This window comes from Sphingomonas degradans, assembly GCF_053502645.1.
Map to the genome: position 1 here is coordinate 1,009,048 of NZ_CP177172.1, position 18,292 is coordinate 1,027,339.

Annotated in this window: 12 protein-coding genes; 6 read left to right on the forward strand and 6 right to left on the reverse strand. The window is 68.1% G+C overall.

Annotation, left to right across the window (positions count from 1 at the left end; all coding sequences use genetic code 11):
• The first annotated feature begins 357 nt into the window (after window positions 1–357).
• The 3 genes from ACG3SL_RS04620 to ACG3SL_RS04630 are packed head-to-tail and all read left to right on the forward strand — an operon-like array spanning window position 358 to window position 8,761.
• Complete coding sequence (locus ACG3SL_RS04620; RefSeq protein WP_448665067.1) at window positions 358–7,401, forward strand: Ig-like domain-containing protein; 7,044 nt, start codon at window positions 358–360, stop codon at window positions 7,399–7,401.
• A 44-nt stretch (window positions 7,402–7,445) separates the two neighbouring features.
• Window positions 7,446–8,105: a hypothetical protein gene (locus ACG3SL_RS04625; RefSeq protein ID WP_448663971.1), complete on the forward strand. Its 660-nt coding sequence runs from the start codon at window positions 7,446–7,448 to the stop codon at window positions 8,103–8,105.
• A gap of 38 nt (window positions 8,106–8,143) precedes the next feature.
• Window positions 8,144–8,761 (forward strand): autotransporter outer membrane beta-barrel domain-containing protein, encoded by a 618-nt coding sequence (locus ACG3SL_RS04630; RefSeq protein ID WP_448665068.1) that lies wholly within the window; start codon window positions 8,144–8,146, stop codon window positions 8,759–8,761.
• Window positions 8,762–9,016: 255 nt separating this feature from the next.
• Here the strand turns inward: ACG3SL_RS04630 and ACG3SL_RS04635 are convergent, their stop codons facing one another.
• The 5 genes from ACG3SL_RS04635 to ACG3SL_RS04655 form a co-directional block, all read right to left on the reverse strand.
• Complete coding sequence (locus tag ACG3SL_RS04635; protein WP_448663972.1) at window positions 9,017–9,709, reverse strand: proline iminopeptidase-family hydrolase; 693 nt, start codon at window positions 9,707–9,709, stop codon at window positions 9,017–9,019.
• Between the two features lie 22 nt (window positions 9,710–9,731).
• Window positions 9,732–10,678, reverse strand: a protein-coding gene (locus ACG3SL_RS04640) for an IS630 family transposase (RefSeq protein WP_448663973.1) whose coding sequence is annotated in 2 segments (ribosomal slippage) — window positions 9,732–10,342 and window positions 10,342–10,678 — 948 coding nt in all. Because the reading frame shifts where the segments join, the coding sequence is not laid out codon by codon here.
• Window positions 10,679–10,719: 41 nt separating this feature from the next.
• Window positions 10,720–11,046, reverse strand: a complete 327-nt coding sequence (locus tag ACG3SL_RS04645) for a hypothetical protein (protein WP_448663974.1) — start codon at window positions 11,044–11,046, stop codon at window positions 10,720–10,722.
• Between the two features lie 93 nt (window positions 11,047–11,139).
• Complete coding sequence (locus ACG3SL_RS04650) at window positions 11,140–12,117, reverse strand: alpha/beta fold hydrolase (protein WP_448663975.1); 978 nt, start codon at window positions 12,115–12,117, stop codon at window positions 11,140–11,142.
• A 173-nt stretch (window positions 12,118–12,290) separates the two neighbouring features.
• Window positions 12,291–15,356 (reverse strand): sensor histidine kinase, encoded by a 3,066-nt coding sequence (locus ACG3SL_RS04655; RefSeq protein ID WP_448663976.1) that lies wholly within the window; start codon window positions 15,354–15,356, stop codon window positions 12,291–12,293.
• 318 nt (window positions 15,357–15,674) lie between these two features.
• Here ACG3SL_RS04655 and ACG3SL_RS04660 point away from each other — a divergent pair, with 318 nt between their 5' ends.
• Window positions 15,675–16,055 carry a winged helix-turn-helix domain-containing protein gene (locus ACG3SL_RS04660; RefSeq protein WP_448663977.1) on the forward strand — a complete coding sequence of 127 codons (381 nt, stop codon included), beginning with the start codon at window positions 15,675–15,677 and terminating at the stop codon, window positions 16,053–16,055.
• Window positions 16,056–16,076: 21 nt separating this feature from the next.
• On the opposite strand, the gene ACG3SL_RS04665 is transcribed toward ACG3SL_RS04660, so the two are convergent.
• The gene (locus tag ACG3SL_RS04665) at window positions 16,077–16,694 is read right to left on the reverse strand and encodes a response regulator (protein ID WP_448663978.1); all 618 of its coding nucleotides are present in this window, start codon (window positions 16,692–16,694) and stop codon (window positions 16,077–16,079) included.
• Between the two features lie 202 nt (window positions 16,695–16,896).
• On the opposite strand from ACG3SL_RS04665, the gene ACG3SL_RS04670 reads away from it, so the two are divergent.
• Window positions 16,897–17,574 (forward strand): isochorismatase family protein, encoded by a 678-nt coding sequence (locus tag ACG3SL_RS04670; RefSeq protein WP_448663979.1) that lies wholly within the window; start codon window positions 16,897–16,899, stop codon window positions 17,572–17,574.
• Window positions 17,575–17,607: 33 nt separating this feature from the next.
• On the forward strand, window positions 17,608–18,234 hold the full coding sequence (locus ACG3SL_RS04675) for a pyridoxamine 5'-phosphate oxidase family protein (RefSeq protein WP_448663980.1): 627 nt from the start codon (window positions 17,608–17,610) through the stop codon (window positions 18,232–18,234).
• Window positions 18,235–18,292: the final 58 nt, after the last annotated feature.

The window sequence follows — 18,292 nt, forward strand, 5'->3', positions numbered from 1 at the left end:
TTCCGACGCGAGGCTCTCGTCAAGAGGGATCGGGTGTTTGCATTCATTTTGGTCCTAGATAGCGCGAAAAGATCAGAAGGGCCGCGAGTCGATTCAATCTTGATTAGATCCTTTGAGTAGTTCTACATATTATGCACTGCACAGTGTGTTCTCCCGCGTGTTTTGTTTCAGGCCGGAGTGGCTGTGTTGTGGGGTGGGGTTTATCCGCAAGCGCTTGCGCGGTGTCTGGGCCCGGTTTTGGGGCGGGGGGAAGTTGTGTTTGATCGGTCCGGCAGCGCGATTCGTGCTAGCATATTGGCTGGCCCCCTCAGCACGGGGCGGCGCATGCAAAGAATAGCGCTTTCTCTGTTGGCTGCGGTGATTTCGGTGATCGCGGCGCCTGCCGCGTTCGCCTTTGCGAACATTACCGCAACCTGCTCATTGTCGTACGGGGCGACGGACAGCGTAATCGTCCAGGGTTCGAACACGACCAACGGCAGCGGCACGTTGTCGACTTTGCGCGCGCTTCAGGATTCGAGCGACACGCTCATCATGAAGATCAGAAGCAGTAACCATACGATCTGCGCGTTCGCGCGGTCGAACTTGAGCATGTCGGTCGCCAATGCTTCGGGGCAAGTTGCGTCGGGCGTCCGTCAGGCTACCGAGAAGGGCGGCGAATTCTGGATGGCCTCGGACGGCATCCACTATAAGCCGGCCGCCGGCTTTTCGGGCACCGATCGCATCGCATATGGAGTCAGCACGGCGTGGGTCGCGGATGCCGTCGCCGTCAATGACCCCCGGGGGCATTACGCGCTGACCATCACGGTGGTGCCTACGGCGACCGGCCCTTCCATCACGCCCGGCGCCGCGACGGGCACCAGCGTTGGCGCGAGCTATAGCCAGGCGAACCCGGCGTCGAGCGGGACGACGCCCTATGTTTATGCGCTCGCGACGGGCGCGCTGCCTGCGGGGACGACGTTGAACGCTGCCACGGGCACGGTATCGGGCACGCCGACGACTGCGGGCGCGTTCAGCTACGCGATCAAGGTCACGGATAATAACGGTGCCGGCTCCACTGCCACGGGAAGCACCGTGAGCGGCACGATCGCGCAGGGCGCGCAGGTGATCACCTTTGCCGCGCTGTCCGATGCCGGCCAGTCGGCGTCGCCCCTGACGCTTGCTGCGAGCGTGAACTCGGGGCTGACCGTCGTGTTTACCTCTGCGACCACGGGCGTCTGTACGGTTTCGGGGACCAGTCTTACGTTGTTGACGCCCGGGACCTGTACCATCAACGCGAACCAGGCGGGGGATGCGAACTGGTCCGCCGCTACGCAGGTCCAGCGGAGCTTTGCGGTTACCGCGTCGCCGGTGACGACGGTCCAGGCGCAAGCGGCGGTCAACGCGACGGTCGGCACAGCATTGACCGCGATAGTGCCCGTCACGGCATCGGGCGGCACGGGAACGCTCACCTATGCGCTGTCGGGTGGAACGCTGCCCGCGGGGCTGAGCTTCTCGACCAGCACCGGCGAGCTCACCGGCACGCCCACCGCCGCGCTGTCGAGCACGACGTTCACGGTTACGGTCACCGACCAGACCACCCCGACGGCGCAGACCTCTTCCAAGACATTTACGCTGACGGTCGCCCGTGCGAGCCAGACCATCCTTTTCACTTCCACGGCCCCCAGCGCGCAGATCGGGGGCGCCACCTATACGCCGACCGCCAACGCGACATCGGGGCTGACGGTGAGTTTCACGATCGCGCCGGCGAGCAGCGGCGTCTGCACGATCACCAGCGGCGTCGTGAGCTTCGCTGCCGCCGGCACGTGCACGATCGAGGCAAATCAGGCGGGCGACGCAGCGTGGTCCGCCGCTTCGCCCGTGCAGCAAGCGGTGACGGTTGCGCCCCTCCAGGCGGCGACGATCACGCTCGCGACCAGCGCGTCCTCGGTCACGTCCGGCACGACGACCTTGCTGACCATCACCTTCGCCAATCCAAATGCGGTCGTGTCGCCCACCATTGCAACCACGGTCTCGGTGTCCTCCAGCGTGCTTGCGCGCGTGGTCGGCGCGGCGGGGGGCACGTGTTCCTCCACCGGATCGATCCCTGCGCTCGGCCAGATCGCTGTCGGCAACGTTTCGATCCCGGCGAACGGTTCGTGCACGGTCACGTATAGCTTCACGGGCGCGACGTCTGGGACCACCAGCTTTTCCAGCACGGCGTTCACGCCGTCAGGTTGGCCGACTACATCGGCGTCCACCAGCAATAGCGTTGCGGTCTCTCCGGCAGTCAGCAGCATCGCGCCGACCAGCGGCGCGATTGCGGGGGGAACCAGCGTCACGATCAACGGCCGCGGCTTCGACACCACGCCCGCAAACAACAGCGTGAAGTTCGGGTCCCAGAACGCGGTCGTGACGGGCGCGACGAGTACCGTCCTCACGGTAACCGCGCCGAGCGGAAGCGCGGGCGCCGTGGGCGTCCTGGTCACTACGAACAGCCAGGCGAGCACATCCAGCGCGCCGCAATTCACGTATGTATCAGCCCCGGTGGCGGCGGCGAAGCCCGGCGTGGCGGTTGCGTATAACAGCGCAGGGACCGCGATCGACCTGGCGAGCTCGGTCACCGGCGTGTCGACCAGCCTGGCGGTGGGGACGGCCCCGGCGCATGGCAGCGTGACATTCAGCGGCACGGTTGCGACCTATGTGCCGACCAGCGGCTATTTCGGGGCGGACAGCTTCACGTACACCGCGACTGGCCCGGGTGGCACTTCGGCCCCGGCGACCGTCGGCGTGACGGTGGCGACGCCGGCAGCCCCGGTGGCGGCGGCGAAGCCCGGCGTGGCGGTGGCGTATAACAGCGCAGGGACCGCGATCGACCTGGCGAGCTCGGTCACCGGCGTGTCGACCAGCCTGGCAGTGGGCACGGCCCCGGCGCATGGCAGCGTGACATTCAGCGGCACGGTTGCGACCTATGTGCCGACCAGCGGCTATTTCGGTGCGGACAGCTTCACCTATACCGCGACCGGCCCCGGGGGCACATCGGCCCCGGCGACCGTGGGCGTGACGGTGGCGACGCCGGCAGCCCCGGTGGCGGCGGCGAAGCCCGGCGTGGCGGTGGCGTATAACAGCGCAGGGACCGCGATCGACCTGGCGAGCTCGGTCACCGGCGTGTCGACCAGCCTGGCAGTGGGCACGGCCCCGGCGCATGGCAGCGTGACGTTCAGCGGCACGGTTGCGACCTATGTGCCGACCAGCGGCTATTTCGGTGCGGACAGCTTCACCTATACTGCGACCGGCCCCGGGGGCACCTCGGCCCCGGCGACCGTGGGCGTGACGGTGGCGACACCGGCAGCCCCGGTGGCGGCGGCGAAGCCCGGCGTGGCGGTGGCGTATAACAGCGCAGGGACCGCGATCGACCTGGCGAGCTCGGTCACCGGCGTGTCGACCAGCCTGGCGCTGGGCACCGCGCCCGCGCATGGCAGCGTGACGTTCAGCGGGACGGTTGCGACCTATGTGCCGACCAGCGGCTATTTCGGTGCGGACAGCTTCACCTATACTGCGACCGGCCCCGGGGGCACTTCGGCCCCGGCGACCGTGGGCGTGACGGTGGCGACGCCGGCAGCCCCGGTGGCGGCGGCGAAGCCCGGCGTGGCGGTGGCGTATAACAGCGCAGGGACCGCGATCGACCTGGCGAGCTCGGTCACCGGCGTGTCGACCAGCCTGGCGGTGGGCACGGCCCCGGCGCATGGCAGCGTGACGTTCAGCGGCACGGTTGCGACCTATGTGCCGACCAGCGGCTATTTCGGTGCGGACAGCTTCACCTATACTGCGACTGGCCCGGGCGGCACATCGGCCCCGGCGACCGTGGGCGTGACGGTGGCGACACCGGCAGCCCCGGTGGCGGCGGCGAAGCCTGGCGTTGCGGTGGCGTATAACAGCGCGGGCACCGCGATCGACCTGGCGAGCTCGGTCACCGGCGTGTCGACCAGCCTGGCGGTGGGCACGGCCCCGGCGCATGGCAGCGTGACGTTCAGCGGGACGGTTGCGACCTATGTCCCGACCAGCGGCTATTTCGGGGCGGACAGCTTTACGTATACTGCGACCGGCCCGGGCGGCACATCGGCCCCGGCGACCGTGGGCGTGACGGTGGCGACGCCGGCAGCCCCGGTGGCGGCGGCGAAGCCCGGCGTGGCGGTGGCGTATAACAGCGCAGGGACCGCGATCGACCTGGCGAGCTCGGTCACCGGCGTGTCGACCAGCCTGGCAGTGGGCACGGCCCCGGCGCATGGCAGCGTGACGTTCAGCGGCACGGTTGCGACCTATGTGCCGACCAGCGGCTATTTCGGTGCGGACAGCTTCACCTATACTGCGACTGGCCCCGGGGGCACTTCGGCCCCGGCGACCGTGGGCGTGACGGTGGCGACACCGGCAGCCCCGGTGGCGGCGGCGAAGCCTGGCGTTGCGGTGGCGTATAACAGCGCAGGGACCGCGATCGACCTGGCGAGCTCGGTCACCGGCGTGTCGACCAGCCTGGCGCTGGGCACCGCGCCCGCGCATGGCAGCGTGACGTTCAGCGGGACGGTTGCGACCTATGTCCCGACCAGCGGCTATTTCGGGGCGGACAGCTTTACGTATACTGCGACCGGCCCGGGCGGCACATCGGCCCCGGCGACCGTGGGCGTGACGGTGGCGACGCCGGCAGCCCCGGTGGCGGCGGCGAAGCCCGGCGTGGCGGTGGCGTATAACAGCGCAGGGACCGCGATCGACCTGGCGAGCTCGGTCACCGGCGTGTCGACCAGCCTGGCAGTGGGCACGGCCCCGGCGCATGGCAGCGTGACGTTCAGCGGCACGGTTGCGACCTATGTGCCGACCAGCGGCTATTTCGGTGCGGACAGCTTCACCTATACTGCGACTGGCCCCGGGGGCACTTCGGCCCCGGCGACCGTGGGCGTGACGGTGGCGACACCGGCAGCCCCGGTGGCGGCGGCGAAGCCCGGCGTGGCGGTGGCGTATAACAGCGCAGGGACCGCGATCGACCTGGCGAGCTCGGTCACCGGCGTGTCGACCAGCCTGGCGCTGGGCACCGCGCCCGCGCATGGCAGCGTGACGTTCAGCGGGACGGTTGCGACCTATGTGCCGACCAGCGGCTATTTCGGTGCGGACAGCTTCACCTATACTGCGACCGGCCCCGGGGGCACTTCGGCCCCGGCGACCGTGGGCGTGACGGTGGCGACGCCGGCAGCCCCGGTGGCGGCGGCGAAGCCCGGCGTGGCGGTGGCGTATAACAGCGCAGGGACCGCGATCGACCTGGCGAGCTCGGTCACCGGCGTGTCGACCAGCCTGGCGGTGGGCACGGCCCCGGCGCATGGCAGCGTGACGTTCAGCGGCACGGTTGCGACCTATGTGCCGACCAGCGGCTATTTCGGTGCGGACAGCTTCACCTACACCGCGACCGGCCCGGGTGGCACTTCGGCCCCGGCGACCGTGGGCGTGACGGTGGCGACGCCGGCAGCTCCGGTGGCGGCGGCGAAGCCCGGCGTGGCGGTTGCGTATAACAGCGCAGGGACCGCGATCGACCTGGCGAGCTCGGTCACCGGCGTGTCGACCGGCCTGGCGCTGGGCACCGCGCCCGCGCATGGCAGCGTGACGTTCAGCGGCACGGTTGCGACCTATGTGCCGACCAGCGGCTATTTCGGTGCGGACAGCTTCACCTATACCGCGACCGGCCCCGGGGGCACTTCGGCCCCGGCGACCGTGGGCGTGACGGTGGCGACGCCGGCAGCTCCGGTGGTGGCGGCGAAGCCCGGCGTGGCGGTGGCGTATAACAGCGCGGGCACCGCGATCGACCTGGCGAGCTCGGTCACCGGCGTGTCGACCAGCCTGGCAGTGGGGACGGCCCCGGCGCATGGCAGCGTGACGTTCAGCGGGACGGTTGCGACCTATGTGCCGACCAGCGGCTATTTCGGGGCGGACAGCTTCACCTATACCGCGACTGGCCCGGGTGGCACTTCGGCCCCGGCGACCGTCGGCGTGACGGTGGCGACGCCGGCAGCCCCGGTGGCGGCGGCGAAGCCCGGCGTGGCGGTGGCGTATAACAGCGCAGGGACCGCGATCGACCTGGCGAGCTCGGTCACCGGCGTGTCGACCAGCCTGGCGGTGGGCACCGCGCCCGCGCATGGCAGCGTGACGTTCAGCGGCACGGTTGCGACCTATGTGCCGACCAGCGGCTATTTCGGGGCGGACAGCTTCACCTATACTGCGACCGGCCCCGGGGGCACTTCGGCCCCGGTGACCGTCGGCGTGACCGTCGAGACGCCGCCGGTGGCCGTGCCTGCCAACGTTTCGGATGTCTCGGTGCCCTATGGCAGCGCGGGAACGCCGATCGACCTCGCGGGCGCCGTCACGGGGGTGTATACCAGCCTGGCGGTCGACAAGGCGCCGGCGCATGGCAGCGTGACGATCAGCGGTGCCGTGGCGACCTATGTGCCGGCCAGCGGTTATTTCGGACCGGACGACTTCACGTACACCGCAACCGGCCCAGGCGGGGTTTCCGCCCCGGCCAGCGTGATCGTGACGATCGCGACCCCGGCCGCACCCGTGGTGACGGCGAAGTCCGGCGTCGAGGCCAGCTATAACAGCGCGTCCGCGATCGACCTTGGCAGTTCGATCACGGGGGTCTCCACCGTGCTGACGCTCGGTACGGCGCCGGCGCACGGCAGCGTGACGTTCAGCGGCACGATTGCGACTTATACCCCGACCAGCGGCTATTTCGGTGCGGACAGCTTCACCTATACCGCGACCGGCCCCGGCGGCACTTCGGCCCCTGCGAGCGTCACATTGACCGTCGTCGCGCCGCCGCCGCCGGCGACGCGCGCGGGCAGCACCACGGTGCAGGGCAGTTCCAGCGTCACCAGTGGCAGCAGCGTCAATATCGAGCTGGGGGCGCTGGTTTCGGGCGAGTTCTCGACGATCCAGATCCAGAACCAGCCGCTGCATGGTACGGTGGTTATCCAGACAGTGACGGCCGCGATGGCGCGCCTGGGTATCGCGTGCGGCGTGGGCTCCGCGTACACGGCAGTGTATCGTCCCAATCCCGGCTATGTCGGACCGGATAGCTTCACCTTCGTCGCGGTCGGTCCGGGCGGAACATCGACGCCGGGCACCGTATCGATCACGGTATCGGGTACGGCGCCGACCGCCGCACCCAAGACCGCGGTTACCGGCGACGGACAGATGGTGTCGGTCGACCTGACCGCTGGTGCAACCGGTGGACCCTTTGTCGCGGCAACGATCGTGAGCATGACCCCCGCAGATGCGGCAACGGCGAAGATCGTCGAAAACGGTTCCGGGGACAGCAAGACCTATCGCCTCGAAGTGACGCCCAAGGCGCGGTTCGGCGGATCGGTGGTGCTACCTATACGCTGACCAATGCCTTCGCGACATCGGCGCCTGCCACGGTCACGCTGACCGTGAACGCGCGGCCCGATCCGACCCAGGACCCCAATCTGCGCGGCCTTGTCGATGCACAGGCCGAGACGGCGCGGCGCTTTGCCCGTAGCCAGGTGTCCAACTTCATGCGCCGGGCCGAGCAACTGCATGGCGGCGGGGGCAGTACGGATCCGAGCATGGGTATTACGCTAACGTCGCGCGACGGCCGCAGCGTCTATCCGCAGCGCCCGACGCTGGACGGCGCCACGATGGCGATCACCGAGCGGATGCGACCTTCGGGCGCAAGCGTCGACGACGTGGCAATCGACAACCGGACCGACGATGCCGAGGCAGAATGGTCGGGCGGAAGCTGGAAGCGCGCCGAAGCGGGCGGGGTTGCGGGGCATCGTCGCAGTGCCACGGCAACGGACAAGGCGTCTGCGATCGCAGATGGGACCGCCGCTGCACCGGGTGCCGGTACTGGCATCGGCGATGGCCCGGGTACGGGATCGGGCGAACGCCGGATCGGTGCTGTCGCGCTGTGGAGCGCAGGGGCGATCGAGATCGGCACGCGCAACGCAGAAACCGACCGTACCAAGATCACGGCGACCACTTCGGGCCTGAGCGGCGGCGCCGACATCAAGCTGGCAGAGGGGCTGACCGTCGGTCTCGGCGGGGGTATAGCAACGATATCAGCCTGATCGGGGGCAGTGCGGCGCGGGTTCGGGGCCAGAGCAGCCTGGTGGCGGCCTATGCCAGTGCCTCGCCGTTCAGCGGCGCCTTTGTCGACGCGCTGCTGGGGCGGGCCGATCTCAGCTTCCGGATGCGCCGATTGGTGGCGGGGCAGAATATCATCGCCACGAGCAGTCGCGACGGTGCCATGACGCTGGCGGCGCTGTCCTTCGGGATCGACCATATGGGCGGCCCGCTGCGCTTCTCGGTCTATGGCCGGGGCGAGTATATGGACGGTGACCTCGATGCCTATGAAGAGGCCGGGGCTGGGCGGTACAATCTTCGTTTCGATGCGCGCAGCCTGCAATCGGTCACCGGCACGCTGGGGACGCGGATCGAATTGCGCCAACGCTATGGCTTCGGCACCGTCATCCCGCGCTTGCGGGCGGAGTGGACCCATGAGTTTGCGGATGTCGATGCCCAGTTCCTCGACTATGCCGACATCGCGGGCGCGGCGTTCTATCGCATCGATAGCAGCGCGTGGAAGCGGGAGCAGTTCCAGCTGAGCCTGGGTACGCGGCTCGTCCTGCCAAGCCTGTGGTCGCTCGATGTGGAAATGGGTCTGCGCGGCGCTTCGGGGGAAACGGCGGGGTCCTTGAGGTTGCAGGTTACCAAGGAGTTCTGAAGCAGGCGGGCGCCCGGCACATAGCGGCCGGGCGCCCCGACGGGCTATCGAGGCAGTTGCGACGCTCGACATTATGCGGGCGTTGACCCTGTGGGCAGTGCTGCCAGGCGGCAGGCGCAGCGCGCTGTTCACCACGGACGAAGGATGGTGACCATCATGCGTGCCGGTTACGCAAAAATGTGCTGAAGACCTCGCCAGCATCGGCGCGGACGAGCGTCCGCCGGACGTTGCGAGCATCGCACCCCTGCGGGCAGATCAGTCCTCGGCGAGGAAGGCGCGGAGCAGCGCTGTATATTGGTCGGGCTTCTCCACCATCGTCATGTGCGAACAGCCGCTCAGCACCGCCAGCCGGGCCTTGCCGCCCAGGCCGTCCCGCAGCGTGGTGTGACAGTCCAGCGTCACTTCGTCGAATTCGCCGGTGGTAAGCAGCGTCTTCTGCGGGATGCGGTGCAGATCCTTGCGGCGATCCCAGTCCTTGATCGTGCCGATGATCGTGAATTCGTTCGGGCCGTTGAGCACGCGATAGGCGATCGACTTGGACAGCGCGTCGAAGCTCGCCAGCGCGTCGGGCGTCGGCGGGACGCGCAGCACGAAGCGATCGTAGAATTGCTGCGCGAGCACGGCATAATCGGGCGTGTCGATCTTGCCCGCTTGCTCCAGCGCGTACAGCTTCGCCGCGAAGCCGCCGGGCATGCTGGCGATCAGCCGCTGTATCCCGGCGATCACCTGCGGCACGCTGGCAAAGGCGCCGCCCAGGATCAGCCGTTCGACGCCGTCACCGCGGCCCTGGCACAGATATTCGATCGCCTGCAGCGTGCCCCAGGAGTGGCCGTACAGCACCACCCGGCGAAGACCCAGCGCGGCGCGCACTGCGTCGACTTCATCGACCGCGCGCTGGATGGTGTAGAGGCTCTCGTCCTCGGGGGCGTCGGCCTTGCCGCAGCCCAACTGGTCGTAGAGCGGTTTCCACTCATTCCGGTTCGTAGCCGCACGAGCTGAAGTAGTTGGCGCATTCGGCGGGCTGGAAGATGTCGACGAGCCTGCCGATCAAACCCCACAGCCCGTTGACGGTTCGTTCGCCCGCCTTGCGCAGCATGGCCTTGAGGCGGGAGAAGGCCTTTTCAATGGGATTGAAGTCGGGGCTGTAGGGCGGGAGGAAGCGCAGGGTTGCTCCGGCCGCTTCGATCCGCTCTTTCACGGCGGCCCGCTTGTGGCTCGAGAGGTTGTCCATGATGACGACGTCGCCGGGCCGCAACTCTGGTACCAGGACCTGCGCCACATAGGCCTCGAACCAATCGCCGTTGATCGGCCCGTCCAGGACCATCGGCGCGACCATGCCGGTCATGCGCAGGCCGGCGACCAGCGTTGTGGTCTTGCGATGGCCATGCGGGAAGCCCATCCGCAATCGCTCGCCCTTGGCGCAGCGCCCGTGGCTGCGGGTCATGTTTGTCGCAGTCCAGGTTTCGTCGATGAACACGAGGCGTTCGGGCTCGAGATCGATCTGGCCGTCGAACCAGCGCTGGCGTTGCCTCAGGACGTCGGGACGGTCTTGCTCGATCGCGTGCCCGGTCTTTTTTTGCGCGTAATCCCGTGACGGACGAAGAAGCGATGCACCGTGCCGATCCCGACCATGGCACCGCGCTCGATCAGCCGCACCTGAACCTCCGCCAGGGTCATGTCGCCCTGCTCGGCGATCAGTGCCCGGATGAAGTCGCCGTGCGCTTCGATCTTGCCCGAATGCCGGTCGCCGCCGCGTCGCTTGGCCACGGCACGGCCATGTTCCAACGCAAGACGACGCCAGCGGATCGCACTCGACACGCTTACACCAAAGCGCGCCGCCGCGGCACGGCAACTCAGGCCGCCGTCAATCGCGGCGACAACCCTGTCCCGAAGATCCTGTGAAAGCGTGCGTGCCATCCATGCTGGCCTCCTGCCACCAGCAGGAAGCGTGAATCACATCACGCCGCAGATGGGAATCCCCAACGACTCAGTTCGTGTGGAAACCGCTCATAGAAGATCACCGGGCGCTCGTCGGCCAGAGCCCGCATCGACAGCAGGTAATTGTGCGCGGCGCCGGGGCCGCCATGCAGCAGGAGCAGCGGCGTCTTGCCGCCCGAGCCGAACCGTCTCCAGTATATCCTGCCGCCGGGGACCGAAGCATAGCCCTCGCTGGCGGGAAGGGCGGAGAGCCCCGCCGATGGCGTGGCGCCCAGCAAGCCGGTGCCCGCCAGCCCGGCGGCGATCTTCAACGCCGATCGTCTTGTCCAGACTGTCGTCTTACGCATCAGGATACTCCATTGTCGGGGGGCTGGTTCGGCAATGCCTGCGCGGTGCTGCTGCCCGCGAGGCATTGCGCATCGCGGGCAGGTCAGCGTCCCTCACTTGGTGAGGTTGCGATCGAGGAAGTCGTGGATCAGCGGCGCCATGACGTCGAGGCGGTCTTCGAGCGCGAAGTGCCCGGAATCGAGGATATGGATTTCCGCCTTGGGCAGATCCCGCAAATAGGGATGTGCGCCGGCCTCCGGGAAGATCGTGTCGTTCTTGCCCCACACGATCAGCGTCGGTGGCTGGCGCTTGCGGAAGAATTCCTGGAATTGGGGATATAGCGGAACGTTCGAGCCGTAATCGCCGAGCATGTCGAGCTGGACGTCGCGGTTGCCGGGGCGGTCGAGCAGCGCCTGATCGTGCACCCAGTTGTCGGGGCTGATGCGGGCGACGTCGCCCATGCCGTCGGTGTACTGGAACCTGGTGATTTTGAGCGTGACCAGCCGGTTCAGCGCGTCGCGGTTCTTCTGCGAACGATCCCGCCAATAGACCTTGATCGGGTCCCAGAAGGGAGACTGCAACCCCTCGTCATAGGCATTGCCGTTCTGCACGATCAGGCCGCTGACCCGTTCGGGGTGCTTGAGCGCGAGCCGGTAGCCGATCGGCGCGCCGTAATCCATGACGTACATCGCGTAGCGCCGCGCGCCGAGCTGCGTCACCAGCTTGTCGACGATGTCGGCCTGGTTGGCGAACGTATAGGCGAACTGCTTGTGGTCGGGTGCGTCGCTCTGGCCATAGCCGGGATAGTCGGGCGCGATGACGCGATATTTGTCCGCGAGCAGCGGGATCAGATTCCGGAACATGTGCGACGACGTGGGAAAGCCGTGCAGCAGCAGGACCACCGGGCCGTCGGCAGGACCGGCCTCGCGATAGAAGACCTTCACCCCGTCGATGGTGGCGGTGCGATAGTGGATGACCGGCACGGTGATGCGTGCGCTCGGCGGCTGTTGCGATCCCTCTGGCGCGGCGAACGCGGTGGGGCCGGTGGAGATCGCGGCGGCAAGCGCCACGACCGTGAGCAGTCGTTTCATGCAGAGTCTCCTTGGGGTTGGCGTTGCGCGACGGCGCCCACAAGGACGTACGGGAATCTGACGCGAGAGGGGGTCGCTTGTGGTAAAGCGCAGTGAAGCGTGGTGGCGGCGGATTGTGGCCCCGATCGGCCGCACGCCGTTATGCCGCGACGGCCGGCGTAACCCTCGACACGCTACTCGATCGGGATGCGCCGGGTGTCGAACAGGCGCAGCGCCTTGTCCCGCCAGGTGGACCACCGGGACGCGTCGGGACGCGCATAGGCGACATGGGCGGGGATCGTGAGCACCAGCTCCGTGCCGCCTTCGGACGGCGACCGCACGGCAAGCGCGCCGCGCAGCTTGCGTGCCCGTTCCTGCATCCCTTGCAGCCCGTAATGGCCGGCCTTCCGCCCGCCTTCGAGGATCGCGGCCGGAATGCCTATGCCATCGTCCGCCAATCGGATCGTGAACGGTCGGGCGAAGCGGATATCGATGCGCAGTTGGGTCGCGCGCGCGTGTTGCCGGACATTGGCAATCGCCTCGCCGGCGATACGCACGATCTCGTCGAGCGCGATCGGCGAAAGGGGGCGGGGATCGCCCACCGTCTGGATGCGGACCGACGTCGCGGGATCGAAACCGTGCTGGTCGATGGCCTCGGCGAAGATATCCGCAATGCCCTTGGCATCGTATCGCACGCGCAGGTCGCGCACGCGATCGCGCCCCTCCGCTATCGCGCGGTCGGCGCGGTTCAGGGCGTGCTCCAGCTGCGCGCGTTCCGGCGTGCCGTGCGGCAGGTCCTCCACCGCCACCTGGACGTGGAGGGTGAGGGTCTGGACCGATTGCAGCAGCGTGTCGTGCAGTTCGCGGGCGATGCGTTCGCGTTCGCCCATCCGCTCCGCCATCCGCGCGCGGATGCGATGGGCCACCGCCCGCAGCCGCAGGGTATAGGCAAGCCAGAGCAGCCCGAGCACCCCGCAGCCACATAGTATGCGGAACGGCCAGCTCTGGACAAACGTCGGCGGAATCTCGAACGCCAGCGCCGCGCCCCGCTGATTCCAGACGCCGTCATCGTTCGCCGCCATGAGCCGGAACCGGTAGCTGCCCGGCGTCAGCCCGGTGTAAAAGGCCTCCCGGCGCGTGCCCGCATCGACCCAGCCTTCGTCGACCCCTTCCAGCTGGTAGCGGAACCGTACGCGCGAAGGCACGGAAAGGCTCGTCGCGGTATAGGCGATCTGGAGATTGGAAGTGCCCTTCGGCAGCCGGATCGCGGTGTCGGCCTGATAGATGCGGCCGCCGGAGACCAGGGACTCGACGATCACCGGCGGCGGCAGCGCATTGAAGGAAAGCCGCCTGGGGTCGATCCAGGCAAGCCCGAGCCTGGTCACGAACCAGAGGCGCCCGTCCGAAGCCTCCATCGCGGTTTGCGACCAGGAGTCCTGCTGCGCCACGCCGGGCATTCCGTCGTCGCGATCGAACACCCGCGCCTTTACCCGGCGCGTGGGATGCGCGAACGCACTGTCCAGGTCCGCCCGTGCGATCTTGACCACGCCGGCCACGGTGTTGAGCCACAGGTCGCCTTCGGACGTCTCGACGATCCCTGCGGTTCGGCTCAGGAACGGGTGCACGTCCGACCGGAGGGTGACGAAGCGCCGGCCGTCGAACCGGGCCAACCCGAAGTCGCCGCCCGCATAGACATGCCGTCCCCGCACCGCGATGACCACGACGGTCCCCAGTGCGAGATCGTGCCGCGCCGAGAACACCCGTCGTGTGGGTCCATCGACCATTTCGATGCGGTGCCCTTCCGCAATCCATATCTGCCCGAGTGCGTCGCGGAGCATCTGCATCGGCAGAATCCCCGGGGTCGCGAGGCGCGGTTCGGGCGCCCATCTACGCCCCTCGCGGCAAAACGCGCCTTCCACGGACGAAACGCAGATCCTGCCCGCCGCTTCCTCCAGGAGCGCGAACGGCCTGCTGCGCGCCCATGGCAACGGCACGTCCCGAACCGTGCCGCCCGATAGGATGCCGAGCGTTCGATCCGTGCCGATCCAGGTGCGGGACAGCGCATCCGTATGGAGGATCAGCGGCCGTCGCGGCAGGTGCACCAGCTTCCGGGCGACATGGTCCGGACCCGCCCTGAACAGCGCGTCGCTGGACGTCACATACATTGTGCCCGCAGGCCCCGGCGCGATCCGAAAGCCATTCCGCGAATCCGTCGGCAGGCCGGTGGCGACCACGGCGCTCGTCTCGCGGAACTGGTCGAGCCCCAGGTTCGTGCCCACCCAGATATTGCCCTCCCGATCCTCCAGGATCGGGTTGGCGAGGTTGGACGTCAGGCCGCGCGCCGCGCCGAACCGCTCCTTCGTGCCACCGCCAGCGCGCGCGCCACCGCCCACGCCGACGCCGCCGAGACGAAAGATGCCGCCGCTGCCATAGGTCCCCCAAAGACTGCCGTGCCGGTCGAACAGGATGCTCTCCGCGCGTGGATTGGCCGTCATCGGCGGCACGATCCATGTCGGTGTGGCCTTGGCAGGCGGTGCCGCGACACGCTGGAGGCCGGGGCGGGCGCCGGTGGTGAGCCAGATCGCGCCGTCCGGCGACTGTTTCAGCTTTGGTCTGTTCGAGGCCGAGGCGGCGACGCGCGAAAATCGGGCGGCGCCCGGGCGCAGCACCGCGAGTTCGCCACCCGCCGCGATCCATACCGATCCGTCGGCAGCTCCCAGGACGCTGGTTGCCGCGCCTGCGGCTACTCCGCGAGAGCGCCCGAAAACCTCCCATTTACCCTGATGAAAGCGCGCCACGCCGCCTCTGTCCTCCTCGCCCAGCGCGGCCCAGATCGCGCCTGTGCGGTCCTCGGTGAGTTCCAGAACCGCGACCGGCGGGAGCCCCAGGTCGAAAAGGATCAAATGGCCCGCGCGCAGCCTGGCAACGGCCCCGGAGGCAAAGCCGATCCATAGGTCGCCCGCGCGGGTGGCGAGCAGCGAATTGACGTTGAGCGAGGGGAGGTGCTCGCCGCTGCGCGGGCGGAACGCCTCGAAACGGGTCCCGTCGAACCGGTAGAGTCCGCTTCCCGTGCCGAGCCAGAGGAACCCGTCCCTGGACTGGGCGAGGGCCCAGATTTCCGGCGGGGCCCCGTCTCTGGAGGTCCAGGCGGTGTGCCGCAATTGCTGAAGGCTGCGCTGCGCATGCGTGGCCGATGCGCCGCATAGGGCCAACAGCGCGGCCAGCATCCCCAGCAGAAGGCGTTTTGCAGCGGACGACATACCCCCTTTTTCTTCCAAAGCGGGCGCGGTGTCACGTGGTGACCCTGTCCCGAATATCTGCGCTCGGAATGCGCGGTCCCGCGGTCCGCAGTCCCGCGCCGATCTTGTCCGGTTCCTCGTACGCGCCGGGTACCGATGTCGCGGCGCGGTATCGATCACCCAAATGGGTGGCACCGGCGGACCCGGGGGAAGGGTGCCATGGCGCCCCCATCGGCATAGGCTTCGCAGCACAGCAAAATCGACCCGGTCCAGCGCGTGGCGCCAAGCGATGCGGCTGCCGGGAGCTGCCCAGAGCGATGCAACCGGGAGGACATTACCGTGCCGTCTACTGCTCTATCCGCGCCAGCGCCGTTGCCGCCGTACCAGGCCCCCTTTGTGCGGGCGATCGAGCGGTGTTTCCGCTTCGGTCCGTTCGTGCTCAAGCCCGGGCGGCAGCTGCTGCTCAAGCACGACACCCCGGTCAAGATCGGCGCCCGCGCGCTCGACATCCTCACCGCGCTGGCGGAGCGGCCGGGCGAAGTCGTCAGCAAGCGCGAATTGCGCGCCCGCACCTGGCCCGACACCTTTGTCGGCGACGGCAACCTGAAGGTGCATGTCGCCAGCCTCCGCCGCGTACTGGGCGAGGGGGTCGAAGCGCCGCGCTACATCGCCACCGTGACCGGCCGGGGCTATCGCTTCATCGCCGATGTGCAGAATTGAGGGGCCGCCGCGCGGGGCGTTTCAATGCTGGAAGAAGCCGCGCCGGACCGCGACGGTGACGGCATGGGTGCGATCGTCGACGCCCAGCTTCGCAAAGATGCTCTTGAGATGCGATTTGATCGTATCGGGCGATAGATCGAGATCGCGGGCGATCTGCTTGTTGGGGTGCCCTTCGGCGACCATGCCCAGGATCGCCATTTCGCGGTCGGTCAGCGGCGCGTCCAGCGCGTGTTCGGCCACGGCGTGGCTGATATCCGGGCTCATCGCGCGGCGCCCGGCATGGACGGCGCGGATCGCGTCGAGCAACTCGGTCCGCAGGCAGCTCTTCAGCAGATACCCCGCCGCCCCGGCGCGGATCGCGCGCACCGCCTGCGCGTCCCCCGAATAGGTGGTGAGCACCAATATCCGCGCTTTGGGAGACAGTTCCAGGATCGCGGCGATCGCATCGACGCCGTCCATGCCCGGCATCTGCAGGTCCATCAGGGTCACGTCCGGCGCCAGTGCGCGGAACATCGCGACTGCCTCGATGCCGTCCGCTGCTTCGCCTGCAATCTCCATGTCGGGCTGGCGCGCGATCAGCGCGGCCACGCCATCGCGCACCGTTGCATGATCGTCGACCGTCAACACCCGTATCGTCACGCTTTCCCGATCCCCTGACGGCGCCCGCGAACCATCCTAACGGGTCGCGCCGGATTTTTCCAACGCCGCCGCCGGCGCCAGCGGACACCCGGACTTAACCGCAGCTTACCGCACCTGACCAGAGCGCGGCGCCGATATGGCGTACAACCCGTCGGCGGCCTGGCCACGCCCCTGCTGCGAACGAACCGATAGGACGAACGACATGACCACGATTTCCACAAAGTCCAGTGTTCTTGCCAGCGGCGGCGGCGCCATGCTGATGGACCCCGCCGATACCGTGATCCTGTTGCTCGACCACCAATCGGGGCTGTTCCAGACGGTGAAGGACATTCCCGTCGCCGACCTGCGCCGCAACGTCGAGATGATCGCCCGGCTGGCGACGCTGCTGAAAATACCGGTCATCACCACCGCCTCCGAACCGGCGGGCACCAACGGGCCGCTGATGCCCGAGATCGAACACCACGCCCCGCACGCCGTCTATGTGCCGCGCAAGGGCGAAGTGAACGCCTGGGACAATGACGATTTCGTCGCGACGGTCCGGTCCACCGGGCGCAAGACGCTGGTGATGGCGGGCGTGTGGACCAGCGTGTGCGTGATGTTCCCGGCGCTCGACGCGCGGGCGGCGGGGTACGAGGTCTATGCGGTTCTCGACGCGTCGGGCGATCCGAGCGAGATGGTCTCGCGGATCTCGCTGGCGCGCTTCGTTCAGGGCGGCGTGAAGCCGACATCGACCAACGCCCTGCTCTCCGAACTCCACCGCACCTGGGCCCGCCCCGAAGCGGGCGACCTGGCCACGCTCTACGGCCTGGCCGCGCCCAATTACGCGGCGGTCATCGAGAGCTATGTTCGCGCCCAGCAGGCAGCGCGCGAGGCAGGCTAGGCTGCCGGCTGAACCGAGCGAAGGAGCGGAGGAATGCCGTACGGATTCATGGACGTGGCGCGCACGCCGGGCGTGGCCGCCGCCCAGGCGGCGATGGGTGCGGATCATCTGTGGACCGATTTCAAGGGGCATCGCACCTTCGATCGCTTCACCGGCAACGAAGCGACGTTCCTGGCGGAGCGCGACAGCTTCTACATCGCTTCCGTATCGGAGACCGGCTGGCCCTATGTGCAGCATCGCGGCGGGCCGCCCGGCTTCCTGAAAATGCTCGATCCGCAGACGCTCGCCTTCGCCGATTATCGCGGCAACCGGCAATATATCAGCACCGGCAATTTCCGGACGAACGACAGGGCCTGCCTGATCGTCATGGACTATGTCCGACGCGCCCGGCTGAAGATGTACGTCCATGTCGAAACGCTGGCCCGGGATGCCGAGCCGGGATTGGCCGAGCGCGTGACCGACCCTGGCTATGGCGCTGCGATCGAGCGGATCTTCCGGTTGCGGCTGGTGGCGTTCGACTGGAACTGCCCCCAGCACATCGTCCCGCGCTTCACCGAGCGCCAGGTGGCGGCGGCGGTGCAGCCGCTGCACGATCGGATTGCGGCGCTCGAGCGTGAAAATGCCGAGCTGCGGCAGCCGCTTGCCGAGCGAGGCGGCTGATACGGCCCCGCGTGATGCTTTCCCAGGGCGGCGTTCGCCCTAACTTGTCAGGAGTTGG

Coding starts and splice junctions, on each gene's coding strand:
- ACG3SL_RS04650 (WP_448663975.1), bottom strand. CDS start 12,117: ATGAAACGACTGCTCACGGTCGTGGCGCTTGCCGCCGCGATCTCCACC.
- ACG3SL_RS04645 (WP_448663974.1), bottom strand. CDS start 11,046: ATGCGTAAGACGACAGTCTGGACAAGACGATCGGCGTTGAAGATCGCC.
- ACG3SL_RS04670 (WP_448663979.1), top strand. CDS start 16,897: ATGACCACGATTTCCACAAAGTCCAGTGTTCTTGCCAGCGGCGGCGGC.
- ACG3SL_RS04675 (WP_448663980.1), top strand. CDS start 17,608: ATGCCGTACGGATTCATGGACGTGGCGCGCACGCCGGGCGTGGCCGCC.
- ACG3SL_RS04655 (WP_448663976.1), bottom strand. CDS start 15,356: ATGTCGTCCGCTGCAAAACGCCTTCTGCTGGGGATGCTGGCCGCGCTG.